The sequence below is a fragment of the Streptomyces sp. NPDC005752 genome (assembly GCF_040630715.1).
Classification (GTDB): Bacteria; Actinomycetota; Actinomycetes; order Streptomycetales; family Streptomycetaceae; genus Streptomyces.
The window spans coordinates 14,610-32,260 of sequence record NZ_JBEXYB010000008.1 but is presented as its reverse complement, the minus strand read 5'-3'; the positions used below and the strand labels follow the sequence as shown (position 1 = coordinate 32,260).

The following is a 17,651-nucleotide window of genomic DNA, read 5'->3' as shown; positions in this document are numbered from 1 at the left end:
GGTGCGCGTGCGGCAGCGCCGGTGGACCCGCGCGTGACAGTGCGTCCACGGTGTTCCGGCCGCATGCCCTACTCGTTCGCCAGACGTACCCGGTCGACTTTTCCGGCGGTGGTGCGCGGAAGTGTCTCGCGGACGACGATCCGGCTCGGGCAGTGGCTGGCGGGGAGCCGTTCGCGCAGCCAGTCCTGGATCTCCTTGACGGAGGCGCCGTCCCCTCCGGCGGCGACATGAGCGGTGATCGACGAGCGCTCCGGCCGGTCGGCGTCGCGCAGGACGGCGACCGCGGCAGCGACTGCCGGGTGCTCTTCCAGGACGGCCTCGATCTCACCGAGTTCGATGCGGTGGCCGCGCAGTTTGATCTGGTCGTCCGCACGTCCGAGGTACTCCAGGGAGCCGTCCGCCCGGTGTCTGGCACGGTCGCCCGTTCGGTAGAGCCGTCCGCCGCCGTCGGGGGTATCCCCGACGGGGAACCGCTCGGCGGTCAGGTCATCCCTGTCCAGGTAGCCCAGCGCGATTCCCGCGCCGTACAGCACGATCTCGCCGTCCGTACCGGGCTCGGTGACGGCCTCCCCCAGATGCGTCGCGCCGTCGTCGTCCACGGCTGCGAGGTAGAGTCCCGTGCCCTTCAGCGGGTGCCCCAGGGAGATGGCGTCCGGTGATTCGACGTGCGCTGCCGTGGCCCAGATCGTGGCCTCAGTGGGGCCGTACAGGTTCCAGAGCTCCGCTCCCAGGGGCATGAGCCGACGTGCCAGTTCGGGGGTGAGAGCCTCTCCGCCGCACCAGAGCCTGGCATCTTCGAGGCCGGTCCACTCCGCGGAGAGGAGCATGCGCCAGAAGCTGGGCGTGGCCTGGATGACCTGGGGTGCGTGTTCGTCGAGGAAGTCCTGGAAGCAGTACGGGTCGAAGCGCACGTCGCCCGGCACGACGAGCAGGGAGGCGCCGACCGTCAGCGGCAGCAGCATCTCCGCCATCGAGATGTCGAAGGACAGCGCGGTCGCCGCGACCATCGTCTCGCCCGCCGCGAGCCCGGGCGTCGACGCGAGTCCCGCAAGCCGGTCGACCAGAGCCGTGTGCGGGACCATGACGCCCTTGGGACGCCCGGTCGACCCCGAGGTGTACATCACGTAGGCGACATCGGCCATGTCAGGCCCGCGGGGGACGAAGGGTCCCCCGGCGGCCGGGACGGGCTCGACGGTGAACGCGCCCTCGGCGGTCTCGCGCAGGACGAGGGACGGCCGGGCGTCCGCGAGGATCCGCCGGCGGTGCGCGGGTGGGCTCTCGCGGTTCAGCGGCAGCACCGCGCACCCGCTGCCGGCGGCGGCGAGGATGCCGATCACCCCGCCGGCCGGGCCGGCGGCGTCGAGGGCGACCAGCGAGCCGGCCGGGGTGTGCGCGAGGATCTCCTCGCCGAGGGCGGCCGCCGTCTCCGACAGTTCGCGGTAGGTGAGGGTACGGCCGGCGCGCACGGCCACCGCGCCCGGGGTCCGCGCGGCCTGGGCGTCGAAGGTGTCCCGAATCGTTTCCACGCGCCGCCTACTTCGCACCGGTACGGGTACGGCCGGGGAGTCGGCCGTGAACCAGGTCCCGCTTCTCGCCCGGCCCCGACGGACGAGAGGGGAGACCTCTCCGGGGCCCGGGAGCACCGCGGTCGGACCCTACGCGGAGGGTGTCCGCTCGGGCGGTTGCGAGCCGCTCACCGGCATGGCGGTACTCCGCGTGCGCTCGGCGGGGGCCCTGCCGCCCGTGGTCCGCATCGGCGGTGTGCCGCCGGAAAGAAGTCCCCATTCCGCTTCCCACTTCATTCCCCTTTCCGACGATTCGCAAGATCCCGAGTATTTCGACGGGATCGCCCACGGAACCGGCCTGAATCAGGTCTGCCGAATCAACTGGGATGTCGTGCGGGTCCGCGGGAGCGGTCGCCACGCACAGAAGAGCGAGGGAGTTCGGCCGAAGATCCACGAATGAATCGCCGAGTGGCGACGAAGCAGGGCCCGAACTCCCGGCCGCTTCTTCCAGTACGCTGTCGACCGGTCCCACAACGGCGTCGGACATTCCGCTCCTTGATGTACGTCCCCCAGCCCCGGCGCGGTTCTCACCTGACAGCCCGGGCTCGTTCACGGTTGCGTCGCCCCACGGCAACAGGGACACCGCGGTCCGGTTCTCACGCGCGGCGGGGCCGTCCCCCGCCATCACGGCATAACGGCCGACAGCCGAGGTCAGAACCTCGCTCCTCCGCGCTGCTTCCGGGCTCGACACGTGCGAGCGCCCGCCCTCACACGGCGGCACCGCACGTCGTCCTGACGCCACAGCAGACTGCGCCCCGCATCCCCGTCTCCCCTCTCGCGCCGGGCCGGCAGCATACGACGGCAGCGATTCGCCCTCGGCAACAGCCAGGGGTGTGCTGCCCGCCTCGTGTACGGCCGAGCGACGCATCGGATAATGCACCACATCTACCACGAGGGGCCCCGAAGGACGACCTCACTGTATGGGGTGCGACCGAATCAGGGAAGAGTTGATCATCTTTCTCTGTACGCACCGGTCTTGAGCACCCATCAGAGGTCCGGACCACCTTCGTGAATTCGACGTACGGAGTAATTCGACTGTTGGGGCATCGCATTGGCTATCGGACAGTTCCCCGCGATCTGGGCATCGCCCGCACCGCACACCCACACCGCGAGCATGTCCGCCGGAGCGGCCTTGTCGATCATGGGCGTTGACAGAATCGCCCGGCGCTAAGAACATGAACGACACGCTGTGCTTCCTGTGCGCACCTTCGGCCGTGGCCCCCAACCTGCCGGGACCGTTCGGTGACTTCGCGTCCACTCGCCGCCTCCATCGGTGCGGCAGCAGCACCGCACCGCCCTCGGACGGTGCGCACCTCGCCACCTCTCCCCTCCCCGGCCCGCACCCCCGGGCACGCGTGCTTCCGCGTGCCCCGCGCGCGCTGGCACTCATCACTCGAGTTCCAGGAGAACCGCATGGAGTTGTCACTGAGTGGCACCAAGATGGCCGGCGTCTCCGGCCTCCGCAGCATCATGGAGGATGTGGCCGCCAGCACGGCGGACGCGTCGGCCGGCGAGTGGCTCAACCTCAGCGTGGGCAACCCGGCCACGATTGCGGACGCCGGCGAGATGTGGCGGGCCGCCCTGACGGACGCACTGGCCGAGGACTTCGAGCCGGCCGGCTGCCACTACGGCCCTTCGCGTGGCAGCCAGGTCCTGATCGGGGCCGTCGTGGAGTACTTCAACCGGACGTACGGCTGGCAGCTCGGCCCGCAGAACGTCGTGATCGGGCCCGGCAGCCAGATGCTGTGCTTCGCCGCGGCCGCCCTCTTCGCGGGGCCGGGCGTGCGGGGCCACCGAAAGATAGTCCTGCCCATGGTTCCCGACTACACCGGCTACCAGGGTCTGTGCATGCACGACGGGGGCATCGTGGGAGTACCGCCCCTGATCGAGCGGCAGGGCGAACACGGCTTCCGGTACGGACTGGACATCGACGGTCTGAGGCGGCAGTCGGACATCGGCATGATGCTGGTCTCCAGCCCCGGCAACCCGACCGGGCGCGCCCTGGACCGGACCGAGCTGGACGCGCTGACCGCACTGGCCACGGAAAGGGATGTTCCGCTTCTCCTGGACCAGGCGTACGGCTCCCCGTTCCCCAGGATCGCCGAGGTGCACACCGAGCCTGTTCTGCACGACCATCTGATCAACTGCTTCTCCGCGTCGAAGGCCGGCCTTCCCGGAGAACGCGTGGGGTTCGCGATCGGCCCCCCGAAGTACATGGACGCACTGGCGTCGTTCATGTCCAACTCCGTCCTGCACGCCCCGCAACTGCCCCAGGCCGCTCTCGCCCGCGTGTTGGGGAACGGCCGGCTGGACCGCGTCACCCGCGAGGCGATCACTCCGCACTACCGGGAGAAGAGACGCTTCGCTGCGGATCTGCTGGCGGAGGCGATGCCGCCGGACATGGACTGGCGGCTGCACTCGGGCGCAGGAGGGATGTTCTGCTGGCTGTGGGTGGACCACCCGTGGTTCGACGATCTCGACCTCTACCGCAGGCTGAAGGAGAGACGCGTGTTCGTCGTGCCGGGGCGGCACTTCTTCGTGGACCCGCTCTCCTCCCCCGGCCTGGACGGCCACGCGACCCGCTGCTTCCGCATCAGTCTCAGCACCGGGGAGAAGGTGCTCTCCGAGGGCATCCGTCATGTGGCCGACGTACTGAGGGAGATGCGTGCTTCAGCGGTATCGGCAGACTCGTGACCGTCCCGTCTCCGCCGGTCTCCGCGAGGACGAGCGGCCGCCCGACGCGGGCGCCGGACGCGGTCCGGTGAGCGGGGCCACGCGCGGAGAGGGGTCGTAGTGGGGGGTGTGGACCAGCGGTTCCGTGCTCTCGTCTGCGCGTACGCGGTTTCCGGCTACGGCAACTTCCTGAACCTGATCGCGATGAGCCTGTTCTCGTACCAGGTCACCGGCACGGCCTTCGGGGTAGGCGTGGTGATGGCGCTGCGCCTGCTCTCCGGCTTCGTCGCGGGACTCACCGCCGCGACTCTGGCGGCCAGGACGACCCGGCTGAGGACGATGGTGTGCGCGGACGTCGCCCAGTGCCTCGTCCTGTCCGTTCTGGCCCTGTGCGCGGCACGCACGCCGATGTGGCTGCTGTGCGGCACGGTCGTCGTCATGGGCGCGGGCAACACGTACTTCACCGTCGCCCTCCGCAGCGCGGTTCCCGCGATGGTCGGCCAGGAGTCCCGTACCCGGGCGACCGGACTGCTGGTCACGGCACGGTCGATGGCCACGGTCCTGGGCTTCGCCTCCGCCGCCCCCGTCATCGCGTTGGGCGGCTACGGCACCGCTTTCGCCGTCAACGCCGCGAGCTTCGCGGTGTCGGCGGGGGCGCTGCTCGTCCTGCGCCCGCGTACGGACGGCGACGACGAGGCCGTACCGGAGGAGGACGGCCGGGGGAAGGACGCTGTCCGCCCCAGGGGGCCGCGCGTGTGGCACGGCATGGCCGGCCTTCCCGCGCTCCTGCTCGGCATGATCCTGCTCAGAGGCTTCGACGCCCTCGCGTCCTCCTCGCACAATGTCGCCCTGCCCGTGGTCGCGAACGCCTCCGCACCGTCCGACCCTGCCCTCTTCATGACCCGGTTCTGGGTGGCGTGGGCGGTGGGCACCATCGCCGCCCAAATGGTGATCCGGCGCATGCGGGGGGCCTCGTCGTGGGGTGAACGGGCCTTTGCCCTGTGCACGTTGGCCATGTCGGTCTCCTTCGTGGCCGCGTTCACCGGCCTGCCCGCCGCGGCTCTCATGGCGGCCGCGGCGTGCGCCGGGTTCGCGGACGGCTGGGCCGAGACGGTCTACACCGCACGCCTCCAGGCGGCCCCCGACCGGCAGCGCACCCGGCTGTTCGGGCTGTCCGCCACGGCGGAGACGGCCGGGTTCGCGCTGGGCACCGTACTCGCCGCGGCAGCTCTCGAAGCGCTGCCCGCCCTGACGGTCGTCGGCGTGTTCCACGGGACGGCCGTGTGCGGAGCACTGGTTCTGCTGTTCTTCGTCACCGGGCGCGCCCGGTCGCTCTCGTCCACGAGTGGAAAAGAAGGGGATACGCATGGAACACGTGCAGGGGCAGACTCTCTGCCGGGGGCCTGAACCGGAGTACACGGAGAGCGACCCGCGCGATGCCGTGCAGGCACTCCTGCGTGCCGCGGAGTGCGACGACGGGGCAGCCGTCGTCGCCGTCGCCCCGGACGGTTCCACGACCACCCTGCCGTACCGCGAACTGCTGTCGCAGGCCACCCGGATGCTGGCCGGACTACGGGAGCGTGGGCTGCGCCCCGGTGACCCGGTGGTGCTGTGCGGGCTGCCGCTGAGTGAGTTCTTCCCCGCCTTCTGGGCCTGTCTGCTGGGCGGTGCTCTGCCCGCAGCCCTCGCGGACCGCGCCGTGCCGGGCTCGCCCGCCTACGAACGCCTGCTGCACGCCTGCGCGGTGCTGGACCGGCCGTTGGTGCTCAGTGACGCCGTCGGGGCGCAGGCCCTGGCCACGGCGGCCCCCGAGTTGCGGGTCGCGGTCGCCCGGGACTGCCTCGGCGCCCGGCCCGCGGACACCCACGTGGAGCCGTCCGGGTCCGATGTCGCGCTGCTGATGCTGTCCTCCGGCAGCACGGGTGTGCCCAAGGCGGCGCGGCTCACCCACGCCGGTCTGGCCGACTTCGCCGCGAGCTCCCGGCGGATCATGGACGTGCGGCCGGACGACACCATGGTGAACTGGCTGCCGGTCGATCACAGCGGCGCGTTCCTCCTGTACCACCTGCTGGCGGTATTCGTGGGCTGTACCAACGTCCACGCGCCGACCGAGCGTGTGCTGGCCGAGCCGCTGCGCTGGCTCGACCTCATCGAGGAGCACGGGGCGCAGCACAGCTGGGCCCCGACCTTCGCCTACGGGCTGACAGCCGACGCGCTGGCCGAGCAGCCGCATCGCGTACGCGATCTGGGCGGCCTCAAGTCGCTGCTGTGCGGCGGCGAGCAGATCGTGCTGCCGGTGCTGCGCCGCTTCCTCGACGCCACCGCCGCGTCGGGCGTGCGGGAGGGGCACATCGTGCCGGTGTGGGGGATGGCCGAGACGGTCACGGCCGTCACGCACGGACGGCTGGACCGGCCCGGCACCGTGCACCGCCTGCTGAAGAGCAGTCTGGGCGGCGATCTGGTACGGGCCGACGCCCGGACCCCGGAGGACGACTGCGTCACCTTCGTCGCGGCCGGCTCGCCGGTGCACGGGGTCACCCTGCGCATCGTGGACGACCGCGGCGAGCCGGCGCCCGCGGGCAGGATCGGCCGGCTGCAGGTGCACACACCCACGCGCCTCACCCCCGGTTACGTGAACAACCCGGAGGCGGACGCCGAGGCGTTCCCGGCCGGCCGGGACTGGCTGGACACAGGCGACCTGGCCTTCCTCGACGCCGGGCAGGTCGTGATCACCGGGCGGCGCAAGGACCTGATCATTCTCAACGGGCACAACGTCTACTGCCACGAGGTCGAGGAGGCGGCGACCGCCGTCGTCGGCGTCAGACAGGGGGAAGTGGCCGCCTGCGGCGTTCCGGACCCGGACAGCGGCACGGAGCGGCTGGCCGTGTTCTTCGTCAGCCGCTCCGCCGACGAGGACGCGCGGATCGTGAGGGAGGTGAAGGCGGCGCTGTTCTCCCGGCTCCGTCTGACCGCCTCCCACGTCCTGCCCGTACCGCACGACGACTTCCCTAGGACCCCCGCCGGGAAGGTGCGCCGCGCCGAACTACGGCAGCGGCTCGTCGCCAGTGGTCCCCGTACCCACGCGGCCCCGCCGGACGACGCCGGCTCCGACTCCGGCAATGTGGCACAGGTGGTGAGGGAGGAGATCGCCGCCCTGCTGGGGCACGCGGTGGACGTGCACGAACGGTTCTACGAGCTGGGGCTGAACTCACTGCTCCTGACCCGCCTGCGGTCCCGCCTGGAGCAGCGACTCGCGACGCCGGTCGCCCAGGCCGCGTTCTTCGAACATCCGACGGCCACGGCTCTGGCCTCGCATCTGGCGGCCGCCCCCGGAGAACAGCCGCAGCCCGTGGGCGCAGCCTCGAAGGACACGGCCGACCGGCGCATCGCGGTCATCGGTCTGTCGCTGCGCTTCCCCGGCGCGGACTCGGTGGAGCGGTACTGGGCCAATCTGCGCGACGGCGTGGACAGCGTCCGGGTCTTCGGCGAGGAGGAGCTCGCGTCGGCCGGCCTCTCCCCGGAGCAGCGGCGCGCGCCCGGCCTGGTGCCGGTCGCGGGGGTCATCGACGGTGTCGACGCGTTCGACGGGGACTTCTTCGGGATGAGCCCCAAGGAGGCAGCGCTCACGCACCCCGCGCACCGGCTGTTCCTGGAGTGCTGCCACGAGGCGCTCGAGGACGGCGGCTACGTGGTGACCGGACAGGGGACCAGGGTGGGGGTGTTCGCCGGAACCGGCATGAACCTCTACGACCATCAGCAGCCGCCTGCGACGGGTGTTCCGGACGACCCGGCTGACGGCATGCAGGCCGCCATCGGACTGCAGCCCGACTTCCTCGCCTCCCGTGTCGCCTACCGGCTCGGCCTCACCGGGCCCGCCATCGGCGTGCAGACCGCGTGCTCCACCTCGCTGGTCGCCACGCACCTCGCCGTACAGGCCCTGCTCACCGGTGACGCGGACCTGGCGCTCGCGGGCGCCGCGGCCGTGCACCTCCCCCAGGAGACGGGATACCGCAGCCACCCCGGCTCCATACTGTCGCCCACCGGACGCTGCCGCGCCTTCGACGCGGAGGCCGACGGCACTGTGGGCGGCAACGGTGTGGCGGCCGTGCTGCTCAAGCGTCTCGACCGGGCACTGGCCGACGGCGACACCGTGCACGCGGTGATCCTGGGCTCCGCCGTCAACAACGACGGGGCCGCCAAGGTCGGATTCAGCGCGCCGGGTGTGGCGGGCCAGGTGGAGGTCGTGCGTGAGGCCCTGCGCAGGGCGGCCGTCCCCGCCGACTCGATCTCGTACGTGGAGGCGCACGGAACGGGCACCCCGCTCGGCGATCCGGTGGAACTGGAGGCGCTCGGCAGGGTACTCGGGGAGGGTACGCGGCGTACGGGGTTCTGCACCGTCGGGTCGGTGAAGCCGAGCATCGGGCACCTCGACAGCTGCGCCGGGATGGCCGGTCTGCTCAAGACGGTCCTCATGCTGAGGCACCGCACGCTGGTCCCCACCCTCCATCTGACGCGACCCAACCCCGAACTGCGCCTGGCGGGCGGCCCGCTGGTCCTCGGCACCGAGCTGCGGCCCTGGCCGGCGCAGGACGGCGTGCCGCGCCGGGCCGGGGTCAGCGCGCTGGGGGTCGGCGGCACCAATGCCCATGTGGTGCTGGAGGAGGCTCCCGTACGACCCGCGGCCCGTGCGTCCGGACTTCCCGTCCTCGTGCCGGTGTCGGCCCGCGACCCCCAGGCCCTGGAGGAATACACCGGCCTGCTCCGGGACCGGCTGCGGCAGCAGCCGGGTCCGGCGGCGGCGGACGTGGCGGCCACCCTGGCGCTCGGCAGGCCGCACCGGGCAGTAAGGGACGCGGCGGTCGGCAGCACCGCCGCGGAGCTCGCGGACGCCTTGGACGAGCCCCGGCCCGCACCGTCCGGTCCGCTCGGACCGCTCGCCTTCGCCTACTCCGGGCAGGGCAGCGGACGCCGGGGCATGGCCGCGGGCCTCCACGCCGCACATCCCGTCGCCCGGCGGACGCTGGAACGGTGCGAGGAGGTCTACGCCGACGAGTTCGGCGGCACCCTGCTCCCCCTGCTGGTCGACGAGTCCGCCGACGACGGCGTCTGGCCCACCGAGACGGCCCAGGCCGCCCTGTTCGCCCACCAGGCCGCGCTCACCGACGTGTGGCGTGCCGCCGGTGTGCGCCCCGCGCTGCTGCTCAGCCACAGCGTCGGCGAGTACGCGGCCCTCTACGCGGGCGGCGCCGTCACTCTCGACGACGGACTGCGGCTCACGGCGTGGCGCGGCAGGCTGATGCACACCGCCTGCCCGCCGGGCGGCATGCTCGCCGTCCGGGCCCGGCCGGAGGACACGGAACGGATCGCGCGGGCCGCCGGGGCCGAACTCGCGGCGTTCAACGGACCTCGATCCCAGGTGATCTCCGGTGCGCCGGACGCTCTCGCGGAGGCGGCGCGGCTGCTGGACGGGGAGGGCCTGCGGTGGCGGACGTTGCCGGTCGACAAGGCGTTCCACTCCGCCGCGGTCGAGCCGGCGTTGCGGGACTTCCGGTCGCGGGCCGAGCGGGTGACGTACGGCCCGCTGCGTACGCCGCTGGTGACCGCCGCCGACGGCCGGGTGCGCCCGGTGGGCTGGATGCTCGACACCGACTACCTGGGCCGCCAGGCGCGGCACCCGGTCCGCTTCGATCTGGCCATGGCCGCGGCAACGGGTCAGGGGTGTCAGGACTTCCTGGAGATCGGTGCCGGGGACACCCTCACCGGCCTCGGCCGGCACTGCGTACCGGAGAGCCGCTGGCTCGGAGGGCAGGGCTCGGCCCCCGGGGGTACCGACCAGATGCACGGGTTCCTCATGTCACTGGCCGCGCTGTACCGCAGGGGGGCGGACCTGGAGTGGAGCGCGGTCAACGGCGGCGGGAACAGGGTGCCCCTGCCGGGGCATCCCCTGCGCAGACGCCCCGTGGCGCCGCGGACCGGCTCGCCGGCTCAGGCTTCGTACCGCCCGGCGGAAACGTCGGCCACCCCTGTGAAGGAGCGCACCGTGCCGGACGAACTGCTCGCCGAGGTGAGGCGGCTGACCTCCGAGAAGCTGGGCCGTCCGGCTGCCGATGTCGCGCCCGACTCCTCGTTCTTCGAGCTGGGAGCGGACTCCCTCTCCCTGATGGGCATGACGGCGGAGCTCGAGCAGCGGTACGGCGTGCGCGTCCCGGTACGGGAGCTGTTCGCCTCGGCGGACACCCCGCGCGCGCTGGCCGAACGCCTGGCGGAGCTGGGGAAGGGGACGGCCGGCGGCTCGGTGGGGGTACCTGGGGAGCCGCGCCGGGAACCACGCAGGGAGGCGGACCCGGCACCCCTGGCGGCGCGGACACCGGCGCCCGAGGCCGTACCGGCGCCTGTTGCAGCGCCGGCAGCGGCACCGGCTGCCGAAGCCTCCGGGCTGCACGAACTGCTGGGGCAGCAGCTGAAACTGGCCGAGCATCTCGTCGACCAGGTCACCGGAGTGATATCCCGCCAACTGGACGTACTCGCGACCGCGCAGCCCGCCGCTCCCCCGATGCCGGCGCCGGCCCCGATGCCGACTCCTGTCCGGATCCCGGCCCCCGTGCCGACTCCGGTCCGGCCCCCGGCCTCCGTGCCGACCGCAGCCCGGACGCCACCTCCGACGCCGGTCGGGGCCCACACCCAGGCCCACAGCCCGCCCCTTCCGTCGTCACCCTCCCCCGAGCCGGTCGGCGAGCAGGGGCAGCCCGTACCCGCCCCCACCGCCGGGTGCGATTTCAGCCTGTACTTCTTCGGCGACTATCCCGAGGACGCCGACCGTGACAAGTACGCGCTGATCATGGCGGCTTCGAAGTACGCGGACGAGAACGGCTTCCACGCCCTGTGGCTCCCGGAGCGCCATTTCAACTCCTTCGGCGCGCTCTTCCCCAACCCCTCCGTGCTGGCCGCCGCGCTCGCGGCCCACACCAGCCGCATCCGGCTGCACGCGGGCTCGGTCGTCCTCCCGCTGCACCATCCGGTGCGGGTCGCCGAGGAGTGGTCTGTCGTCGACAACATCTCCGGCGGCCGGGCGGGTCTGTGCGTCGCCGGCGGCTGGCACGCCACCGACTTCTCGCTCGCCCCGCAGCACTTCGGCCGGCACCGCGAGCTGATGTACGAGCAGTTGGAGACCGTGCGGCAGCTCTGGTCGGGGCAGCCCGTGCCGACGACCGCCGGTGACGGCGAGCCCGTCGAGATCAGCCTCCACCCCCGCCCCCTGCAGCCGGAGATCCCCCTGTACGTAGCGGTGGTGAGCAACCCGGACAGCTACCGCCGGGCGGCTGTCGAGGGGCTGGGCGTGGTCACCAACCTGATGACGCAGACCGTGGAGCAACTGGCGGAGAACATCGCGTTGTACCGGCGTACCCGTGCCGAGCACGGGCTGGATCCGGCTGCGGGCCGGGTGGTGGTGCTCGTGCACACGTACCTCGGTGAGGACGGGGACCGCGCACGGGCGGAGGCGTACCGGCCGTTCGTGTCGTACCTGCGTTCGTCCTTGTCCCTCTTCGGCCAGGTCACCAACAGCCTGGGCTTCACGGCGGACCTCGACAACACTCCCGAGGAGGACGTCGAGTTCCTCCTGGAACGGGCGTACGAGCGCTACTGCGCCACCCGCGCCATGATCGGCGACGAGCACACGGCTGCCGAGACCGTACGCCGCCTGGTGGACGCCGGCACGGACGAGATCGCCTGTTTCGTGGACTTCGGTGTGGCGACGGAGCGGGTCCTCGATGCTCTGCCGCTGCTCGACCGGGTCCGCCGCCGCGAGCAGCCCAGCGCCCCGGAGCAGACGGTGCCCGGTCCGAAGCGGGTGCCGTTGTCGCCGGCGCAGCGCCGCATCTGGTTCCTGGAGCAGCTGCATCCGGGGACCAGCATGTACCACGAGCCCAAAGCGATCCGCCTGGACGGTCCGCTGAACGTACCCGCACTGCAGCGGGCCCTCCAGCAGGTCGCCGACCGGCATCCGGCGCTGCGGACCACGTTCCCCGACTCCGGTGGCGTGCCGTACCAGGAGATACGTGACCGGGTGCGGATCGAATGTCCGGTCGACGACCACACAGGTGCGTCGGAGGACGAGGCGCTGCGCGCCACGCTCGGGACGGAGGGGCGCCGGGTCCTCGGCCTGCGCGAGGGGCCGCTGGTGACGGCGAGGCTGCTGCGCCTGTCCGAGGAGCGGCATCTGCTCTTTCTGCTGGCCCACCACATCGTCTTCGACTCGGCCTCCACGGCGGTGCTCGTCCGCGACCTGGCCGCCTGCTACCGCGCCGTCGAACACGGAGCCCCCGAGCCGCCGCCCCTGCCGGAGGTGGCCCCGGCCCGGCCGGAGGACCACGCCGCGTCCCTCGGCTTCTGGCGGCGTGAGCTCGCCGGGGCCCCGGAGCTCGACCTGCCCACGGACCGGCCCCGGCCCCGGGTCAGGTCGGGGGCGGGCGCGAGCCTGACCCACGAGCTGGACGCCGAACTCACCGGCGCGCTGAAGGCGTTCGCGGCCGGCCACCGGGCGACTCCGTTCATGGCACTCACCGGTGCCGTCGCGGCGGTGCTCGGCAGGCTGAGCGGGCAGCACGACGTGGTCCTCGGCACCGCGGTCGCCGCCCGGCCCGCCGGCGCGGAGCACCACATCGGCGTGTTCCTCGACACCGTCCCCCTGCGTCTGGATCTCGCCGGCGACCCGGACTTCCCGACGCTGCTGCACCGGGTGCGCGCCAGCAGCACGGACGCGTACGAGCACACCGGCGTGCCCTTCGACGAACTGGTCGGGGAGCTCAACCCACGCCGGGACCCGGGACGCAACCCGCTCTTCCAGGTGATGGTGGAGTACGAGAACGAGGGCGAGGTGACGTTCGACCCGCCCCGGCTGGCGGCGGCGCTGCTCGACGTACCGAGCGAGCGCGCCCCCTTCGACCTGAGCGTCTACTTCACGCACCACCGTGACGGGGTGCGGTTCATGGTCGAGTACGACACCGCACTGTTCGACGAGGCCACGGTGCGTCGTTTCACGCACCACGTGGAGCAGGTGCTGCGCCGCGCTCTCGGCGCTCCCGGCGCGCCTCTGCGCGAGCTGACCGCGGTGACCGCGGCCGACCGGGCGTCCCTGGCGAGGCTGGGACGTCTTCAGGAGCAGTCACCCGCCGTCGAGGACACCCTGCACGGGCTGTTCGAGCAGCAGGTGCAAAGGACGCCCGAAGCCGTCGCCCTGGTGCACGGTGAGGAGAGCGTCCGGTACCGGGAACTGGACATCCGCGCGAACACGCTCGCCCACGACCTGCGCGCCCGCGGAGCCGTGCGCGGGGAGCGTGTGGCTCTGCTGCTGCCGCGCGGACCGGAGTTGGTCGCCGCCGTGCTGGGGGTGTTCAGGAGCGGCGCCGCGTATCTGCCGCTCGACCCGTCCATGCCCTCGCCACGGCTCGCCGCGCTCCTCGACGACGGCGCGCCCGTCCTGCTGCTGACCTCCGCCTCCGTCCTCGCGCGCCATCCCGGGCTCCGGCCAGGGCTGCCGGTGAGGCTCCTCGACGAGGTCGACGGCGCCTCCGAGGCAGGCCCGCCGTCCGACGGAGCGAGGCCCGGGGACCCCGCGTACTGCATCTACACCTCGGGCTCGACCGGCCGTCCCAAGGGCGTCGTCGTGCCGCACCGCGGTCCGGCCAACCTCGTACGGGGCCACCTGGACGCGCACGTCGGGCTTCGCACCCTCCAGTGGACGTCGCCCTCCTTCGACGTCAGCGTGCAGGAGATCTTCACGACGCTGTGCTCCGGGGCGACGCTGGTGCTGATCGACGACGAGGTGCGGCACGACCCCGTGGCGGTCGCGGAGGTGGTGCGCCGTCACGAGGTGCAGCGGATGTTCATGCCCTCCACGCCGCTCAGGTATCTGATGGAGACGCGGCCCGAACTGCCTTCGCTGCGTGAGCTGTTCTCCGCCGGTGAGGCGCTGCAGCTCACCGACGCCTTCCGCCGCTTCCTCGCCGCGCACACCCAGTGCGCGCTCTACAACCAGTACGGGCCGACGGAGACCTCCGTCATCGTCACCTCGCACCGGGTCGACCCCGGCGGCGAGGAGTGGCCGCCGATCGGCACGCCGGTGCCGGGAGCGCGGATCGTCCTGCTGGACGGTGCGGGGCACGAGGTGCTTCCCGGTGCCGTCGGCGAGATCCACGTGGGAGGCGCACCGGTCGCACACGGCTACCACGCCCGCCCGGCCGAGACGGCCGGCGCCTTCCTCCCCGACGGCGCGGGTTCCGTGTCGTACCGGACGGGAGACCTCGGACGCTGGCGCACGGACGGCTCGCTGCAGTACTGCGGCCGCACGGACGATCAGGTCAAGATCCGGGGCCATCGGGTGGAACCGGCCGAGGTGCAGGGGGCGGTGAGCGCCCAGCCCGGGGTCCGGGACGCGGCCGTCGTGGCCCGCCGCGACCAGCACGGCGACAGGGAGCTCGTCGCCTACGTGGTCCCCGCCGCGCCGGCGGCGGACCTGCGCGGGCTGCGCGACGCGCTGTCCGCGGAGCTCCCCGACCATCTGGTGCCGCGCCGCTGGGTCTGCCTGGACCGGCTCCCGGTGAACACCTCGGGGAAGCTGGACCGGGGCCGGCTGCCCGAACCCGAGCCGGACGAGACGGCCCGGGGCACGGACGCGCAGCCCTCGACCCGACTGGAGAAGTCGCTGCACGAACTGTGGTGCGACGAGCTCGGCGCGGTCAGGGTTCCGGTCACCGAGTCGTTCTTCGAGCTCGGCGGTCACTCACTCAGCGCGATCAGGCTCCTCAACCGCACGGCGGACCAGCTGGGCATCGAGCTGTCCATGGCCGAGTTCTTCCTCGAGCCCACGATCCGTGGCGTAGCGGGCCGCGGCGAGCCCGCTCACGCCGGACGGGTGGTGGACACCGCGCCGATGCCCTCCACGCTGCGCAGGCTGTGGCAGCGGCACCACGAGCACTCCGACCCCGGGGTCTACAACGTCGCGCACCGCATCGACCTGAGCGGCGAGCTCGACCCGCGGAACCTGGCGGGTGCCCTGGAGGATTTGGTGGGGCGCCATCACGCGCTGCGGAGCAGAGCCGTGCACCGCGACGGACGGTACCTGGTCGAGGTGCTGTCCCAGGTGCCCGTGGACCTGCCGGTGGACGACCTGACCGCGTACGCCGACGACGCCGACGCGGTCGAGCGGTGGTGCCGGGACGAGGCCACGCGCCCGCTGGCGATGGACACTGCGCCGCTCTTCCGCTTCCGGCTCGCCCGGCTCGGGCGGGATCGCTGGGTGCTGGTCACCGTGTTCCACCACGCCGTCTGCGACGGCTGGTCCATGGGCGTCATCTGGCAGGAACTGCAGGAGCTCCACGACGCCCGGCACCAGGGCGTCGACAGTCGACTTCCGCTGCCCGAAATACAGTTCACCGACTATGCCCGCACGGAGGACGAGCTGGGCGCGGAGCGCAGGGCGGAACTCGAACGGTTCTGGCGTACCGAACTCGACGGCGTACCCCTGCGGCTGCCGTTGCCGTACGACCGGCCGCGCCCGGCGAAGCTCTCCGGCAGGGGCGCGCTGCACACATGGGCCGTCGACGGGGACGTACCCAGGCGGCTCGCGGAGACGGCGACCCGCCTGGGTACGACGCCCTACACCGTCCTGGCCGCGGCGTTCGCGAGCTGGGCGTCCGGACTGTGCGGCGGGCTCGCGGACGTGGTGCTGGCCGCCTCCAGCGCGAACCGCACCCGCCGCGACCGGTCCGGCGTGGTCGGGCTCCTGGGGGACGCGGTCCTGCTGCGTGCCCGGCTGGGCGAGGCCGCCACGTTCGCCGATCTCGTGAAGCAGCTCGGCTCGACGCTCTTCACCGCGCTCGACCACCAGGAACTGCCCCTGACCGACGTGGTGGAGCTGGTCGCGCCGGAGACGGGCGCCTCGCTGTTCCCGACCGTGCTCTTCACCGTGGTCACCACACCGCCGTCCACCCTGGACATGCGGTCGCTCTCGGCCTCGGTACGCGACCTCCCGACATCGGGTGTGGCCCGCAACGAGCTGTACGTGGTCCTGGTGCCCGGCGCCGACACGATCGCCGTCACCTTCGAGTACTCGACGGATCTCTTCGACGAGTCCACCATCAGGTCCTGGGCCCTGGCCTTCGGCGAGCACCTCCACCACGTCACACAGGCCCCGCACCGCCCGCTGCCCGCCCCACGCGTCCCCTGACGCGCCGGGCCGTACGCGCCGGGCCGTGGATGCCTACCGGGGTGCTCCTCCGGTGGCGAAATGGTCCTCCAGGACAGCCATGACCTCGCGGGCGCGGCTGCTGAGGTAGAAGTGGCCCCCGGAGAAGACCATGAGTTCGAACGGGCCCGTGGTGTGCTTCTCCCACGCGCGGGCCTCGTCGTGCGTGGTCCAGGGGTCCTTGTCCCCGGTCAGGGCGGTGACCGGGCAGGTCACCGAGGCGCCGGGGTCGGCAAGGTAGGTCTCGACGGCCCGGTAGTCGCTGCGAATGGCGGGCAGCACCATGCGCAGCAGTTCCTCGTCGCCGAGGACCCGCGCGTCGGTGCCGCTCATCGCCCGCATCTCGGCCACGATGCCGTCGTCGTCGCGCTGGTGCACGGTCTCGTCACGGTAGCTGGACGGGGCACGGCGGCCCGAGGCGAATACGTGGTCCGGGCCCCGGCCGGCCTGTTCGAGGCGACGGGCCACCTCGAAGGCCACGCATGCTCCCATGCTGTGACCGAAGAGCGTGAGCGGGCTCCGGTCCGCGTACGGGAGCAGCGCCTCGGCCGCCCGGTCCGCCATGACGCCGATGTCCACGATGCCCGGCTCGTGGCGGCGGTCCTGCCTGCCGGGATACTGCACGGCACGTACGTCCACGTCGGGGGCCAGCGCCGCCGAGACGGGGAAGTAGAAGCTGGCCGAACCGCCCGCGTGCGGGAAGCAGATCAGTCGGCGGGATGCCTGGGGAGCCGGGTGGAAGGCCCGGATCCACGGGTCCTGCGTCGATGCGGGGGAGGTCATGGGTGTGTGATCCGTCCGTCGGAGGTGCGGAGGTGAGAAGGCCGGTGACGGGGCCCGAGGGGCCCCGTCCGCACAGCTGTGGGGGTCACGCGTGGTGACGCCGGTGACCTCCGATGCCCTCGTCGTCCACGCCGTGCCACTGCCCGGGGTCGCCCACCGCGGCGTCCGGAACCCTGATCACCTCGGCACCACTTCCCACGGTCGACTGCGGCAGAACGGCGTCCTGCGGGAGGCTCAGGTCCCCCAGGTCCAGCTCCAGCCGGTCGATGTCGTTCATCAGTCTGCGCACCGCCACCGAGTCACCGGCCGATACCTGCAGCGACTCGACGTACCGGCGGAGCCCGTGGACCAGCACGTCCACTCCGGCAACCTGTTCCGTGGTCATC

Annotated in this window: 7 protein-coding genes; 4 read left to right on the top strand and 3 right to left on the bottom strand. The window is 72.4% G+C overall.

The genetic code is table 11. The features are described from left to right. Window positions 1-68: 68 nt before the first annotated feature. Window positions 69-1,526: an amino acid adenylation domain-containing protein gene (locus ABZ441_RS09120; RefSeq protein ID WP_358970002.1), complete on the bottom strand. Its 1,458-nt coding sequence runs from the start codon at window positions 1,524-1,526 to the stop codon at window positions 69-71. Window positions 1,527-1,701: 175 nt separating this feature from the next. Here ABZ441_RS09120 and ABZ441_RS09115 point away from each other — a divergent pair, with 175 nt between their 5' ends. From ABZ441_RS09115 to ABZ441_RS09100, 4 genes are all read left to right on the top strand, one after another. Then, window positions 1,702-1,965: a hypothetical protein gene (locus tag ABZ441_RS09115; protein WP_358969999.1), complete on the top strand. Its 264-nt coding sequence runs from the start codon at window positions 1,702-1,704 to the stop codon at window positions 1,963-1,965. 1,013 nt (window positions 1,966-2,978) lie between these two features. After that, window positions 2,979-4,259, top strand: coding sequence for an aminotransferase class I/II-fold pyridoxal phosphate-dependent enzyme (locus tag ABZ441_RS09110; RefSeq protein ID WP_358969997.1), 1,281 nt, complete (start codon window positions 2,979-2,981; stop codon window positions 4,257-4,259). A gap of 99 nt (window positions 4,260-4,358) precedes the next feature. Continuing rightward, complete coding sequence (locus tag ABZ441_RS09105) at window positions 4,359-5,645, top strand: MFS transporter (protein WP_358969995.1); 1,287 nt, start codon at window positions 4,359-4,361, stop codon at window positions 5,643-5,645. After that, window positions 5,605-16,464 carry an amino acid adenylation domain-containing protein gene (locus ABZ441_RS09100; protein WP_358969988.1) on the top strand — a complete coding sequence of 3,620 codons (10,860 nt, stop codon included), beginning with the start codon at window positions 5,605-5,607 and terminating at the stop codon, window positions 16,462-16,464. The genes ABZ441_RS09105 and ABZ441_RS09100 overlap by 41 nt, the downstream gene beginning before the upstream one ends. A 33-nt stretch (window positions 16,465-16,497) precedes the next feature. On the opposite strand, the gene ABZ441_RS09095 is transcribed toward ABZ441_RS09100, so the two are convergent. Together ABZ441_RS09095 and ABZ441_RS09090 are read right to left on the bottom strand one after the other, a co-directional pair. Continuing rightward, window positions 16,498-17,265 carry an alpha/beta fold hydrolase gene (locus tag ABZ441_RS09095; protein WP_358969986.1) on the bottom strand — a complete coding sequence of 256 codons (768 nt, stop codon included), beginning with the start codon at window positions 17,263-17,265 and terminating at the stop codon, window positions 16,498-16,500. Window positions 17,266-17,350: 85 nt separating this feature from the next. Continuing rightward, complete coding sequence (locus tag ABZ441_RS09090) at window positions 17,351-17,650, bottom strand: hypothetical protein (RefSeq protein WP_358969984.1); 300 nt, start codon at window positions 17,648-17,650, stop codon at window positions 17,351-17,353. Between the last annotated feature and the right edge of the window lies 1 nt (window position 17,651).

Coding starts and splice junctions, on each gene's coding strand:
- ABZ441_RS09115 (WP_358969999.1), top strand. CDS start 1,702: ATGGCGGTACTCCGCGTGCGCTCGGCGGGGGCCCTGCCGCCCGTGGTC.
- ABZ441_RS09110 (WP_358969997.1), top strand. CDS start 2,979: ATGGAGTTGTCACTGAGTGGCACCAAGATGGCCGGCGTCTCCGGCCTC.
- ABZ441_RS09100 (WP_358969988.1), top strand. CDS start 5,605: ATGGAACACGTGCAGGGGCAGACTCTCTGCCGGGGGCCTGAACCGGAG.
- ABZ441_RS09095 (WP_358969986.1), bottom strand. CDS start 17,265: ATGACCTCCCCCGCATCGACGCAGGACCCGTGGATCCGGGCCTTCCAC.
- ABZ441_RS09090 (WP_358969984.1), bottom strand. CDS start 17,650: ATGACCACGGAACAGGTTGCCGGAGTGGACGTGCTGGTCCACGGGCTC.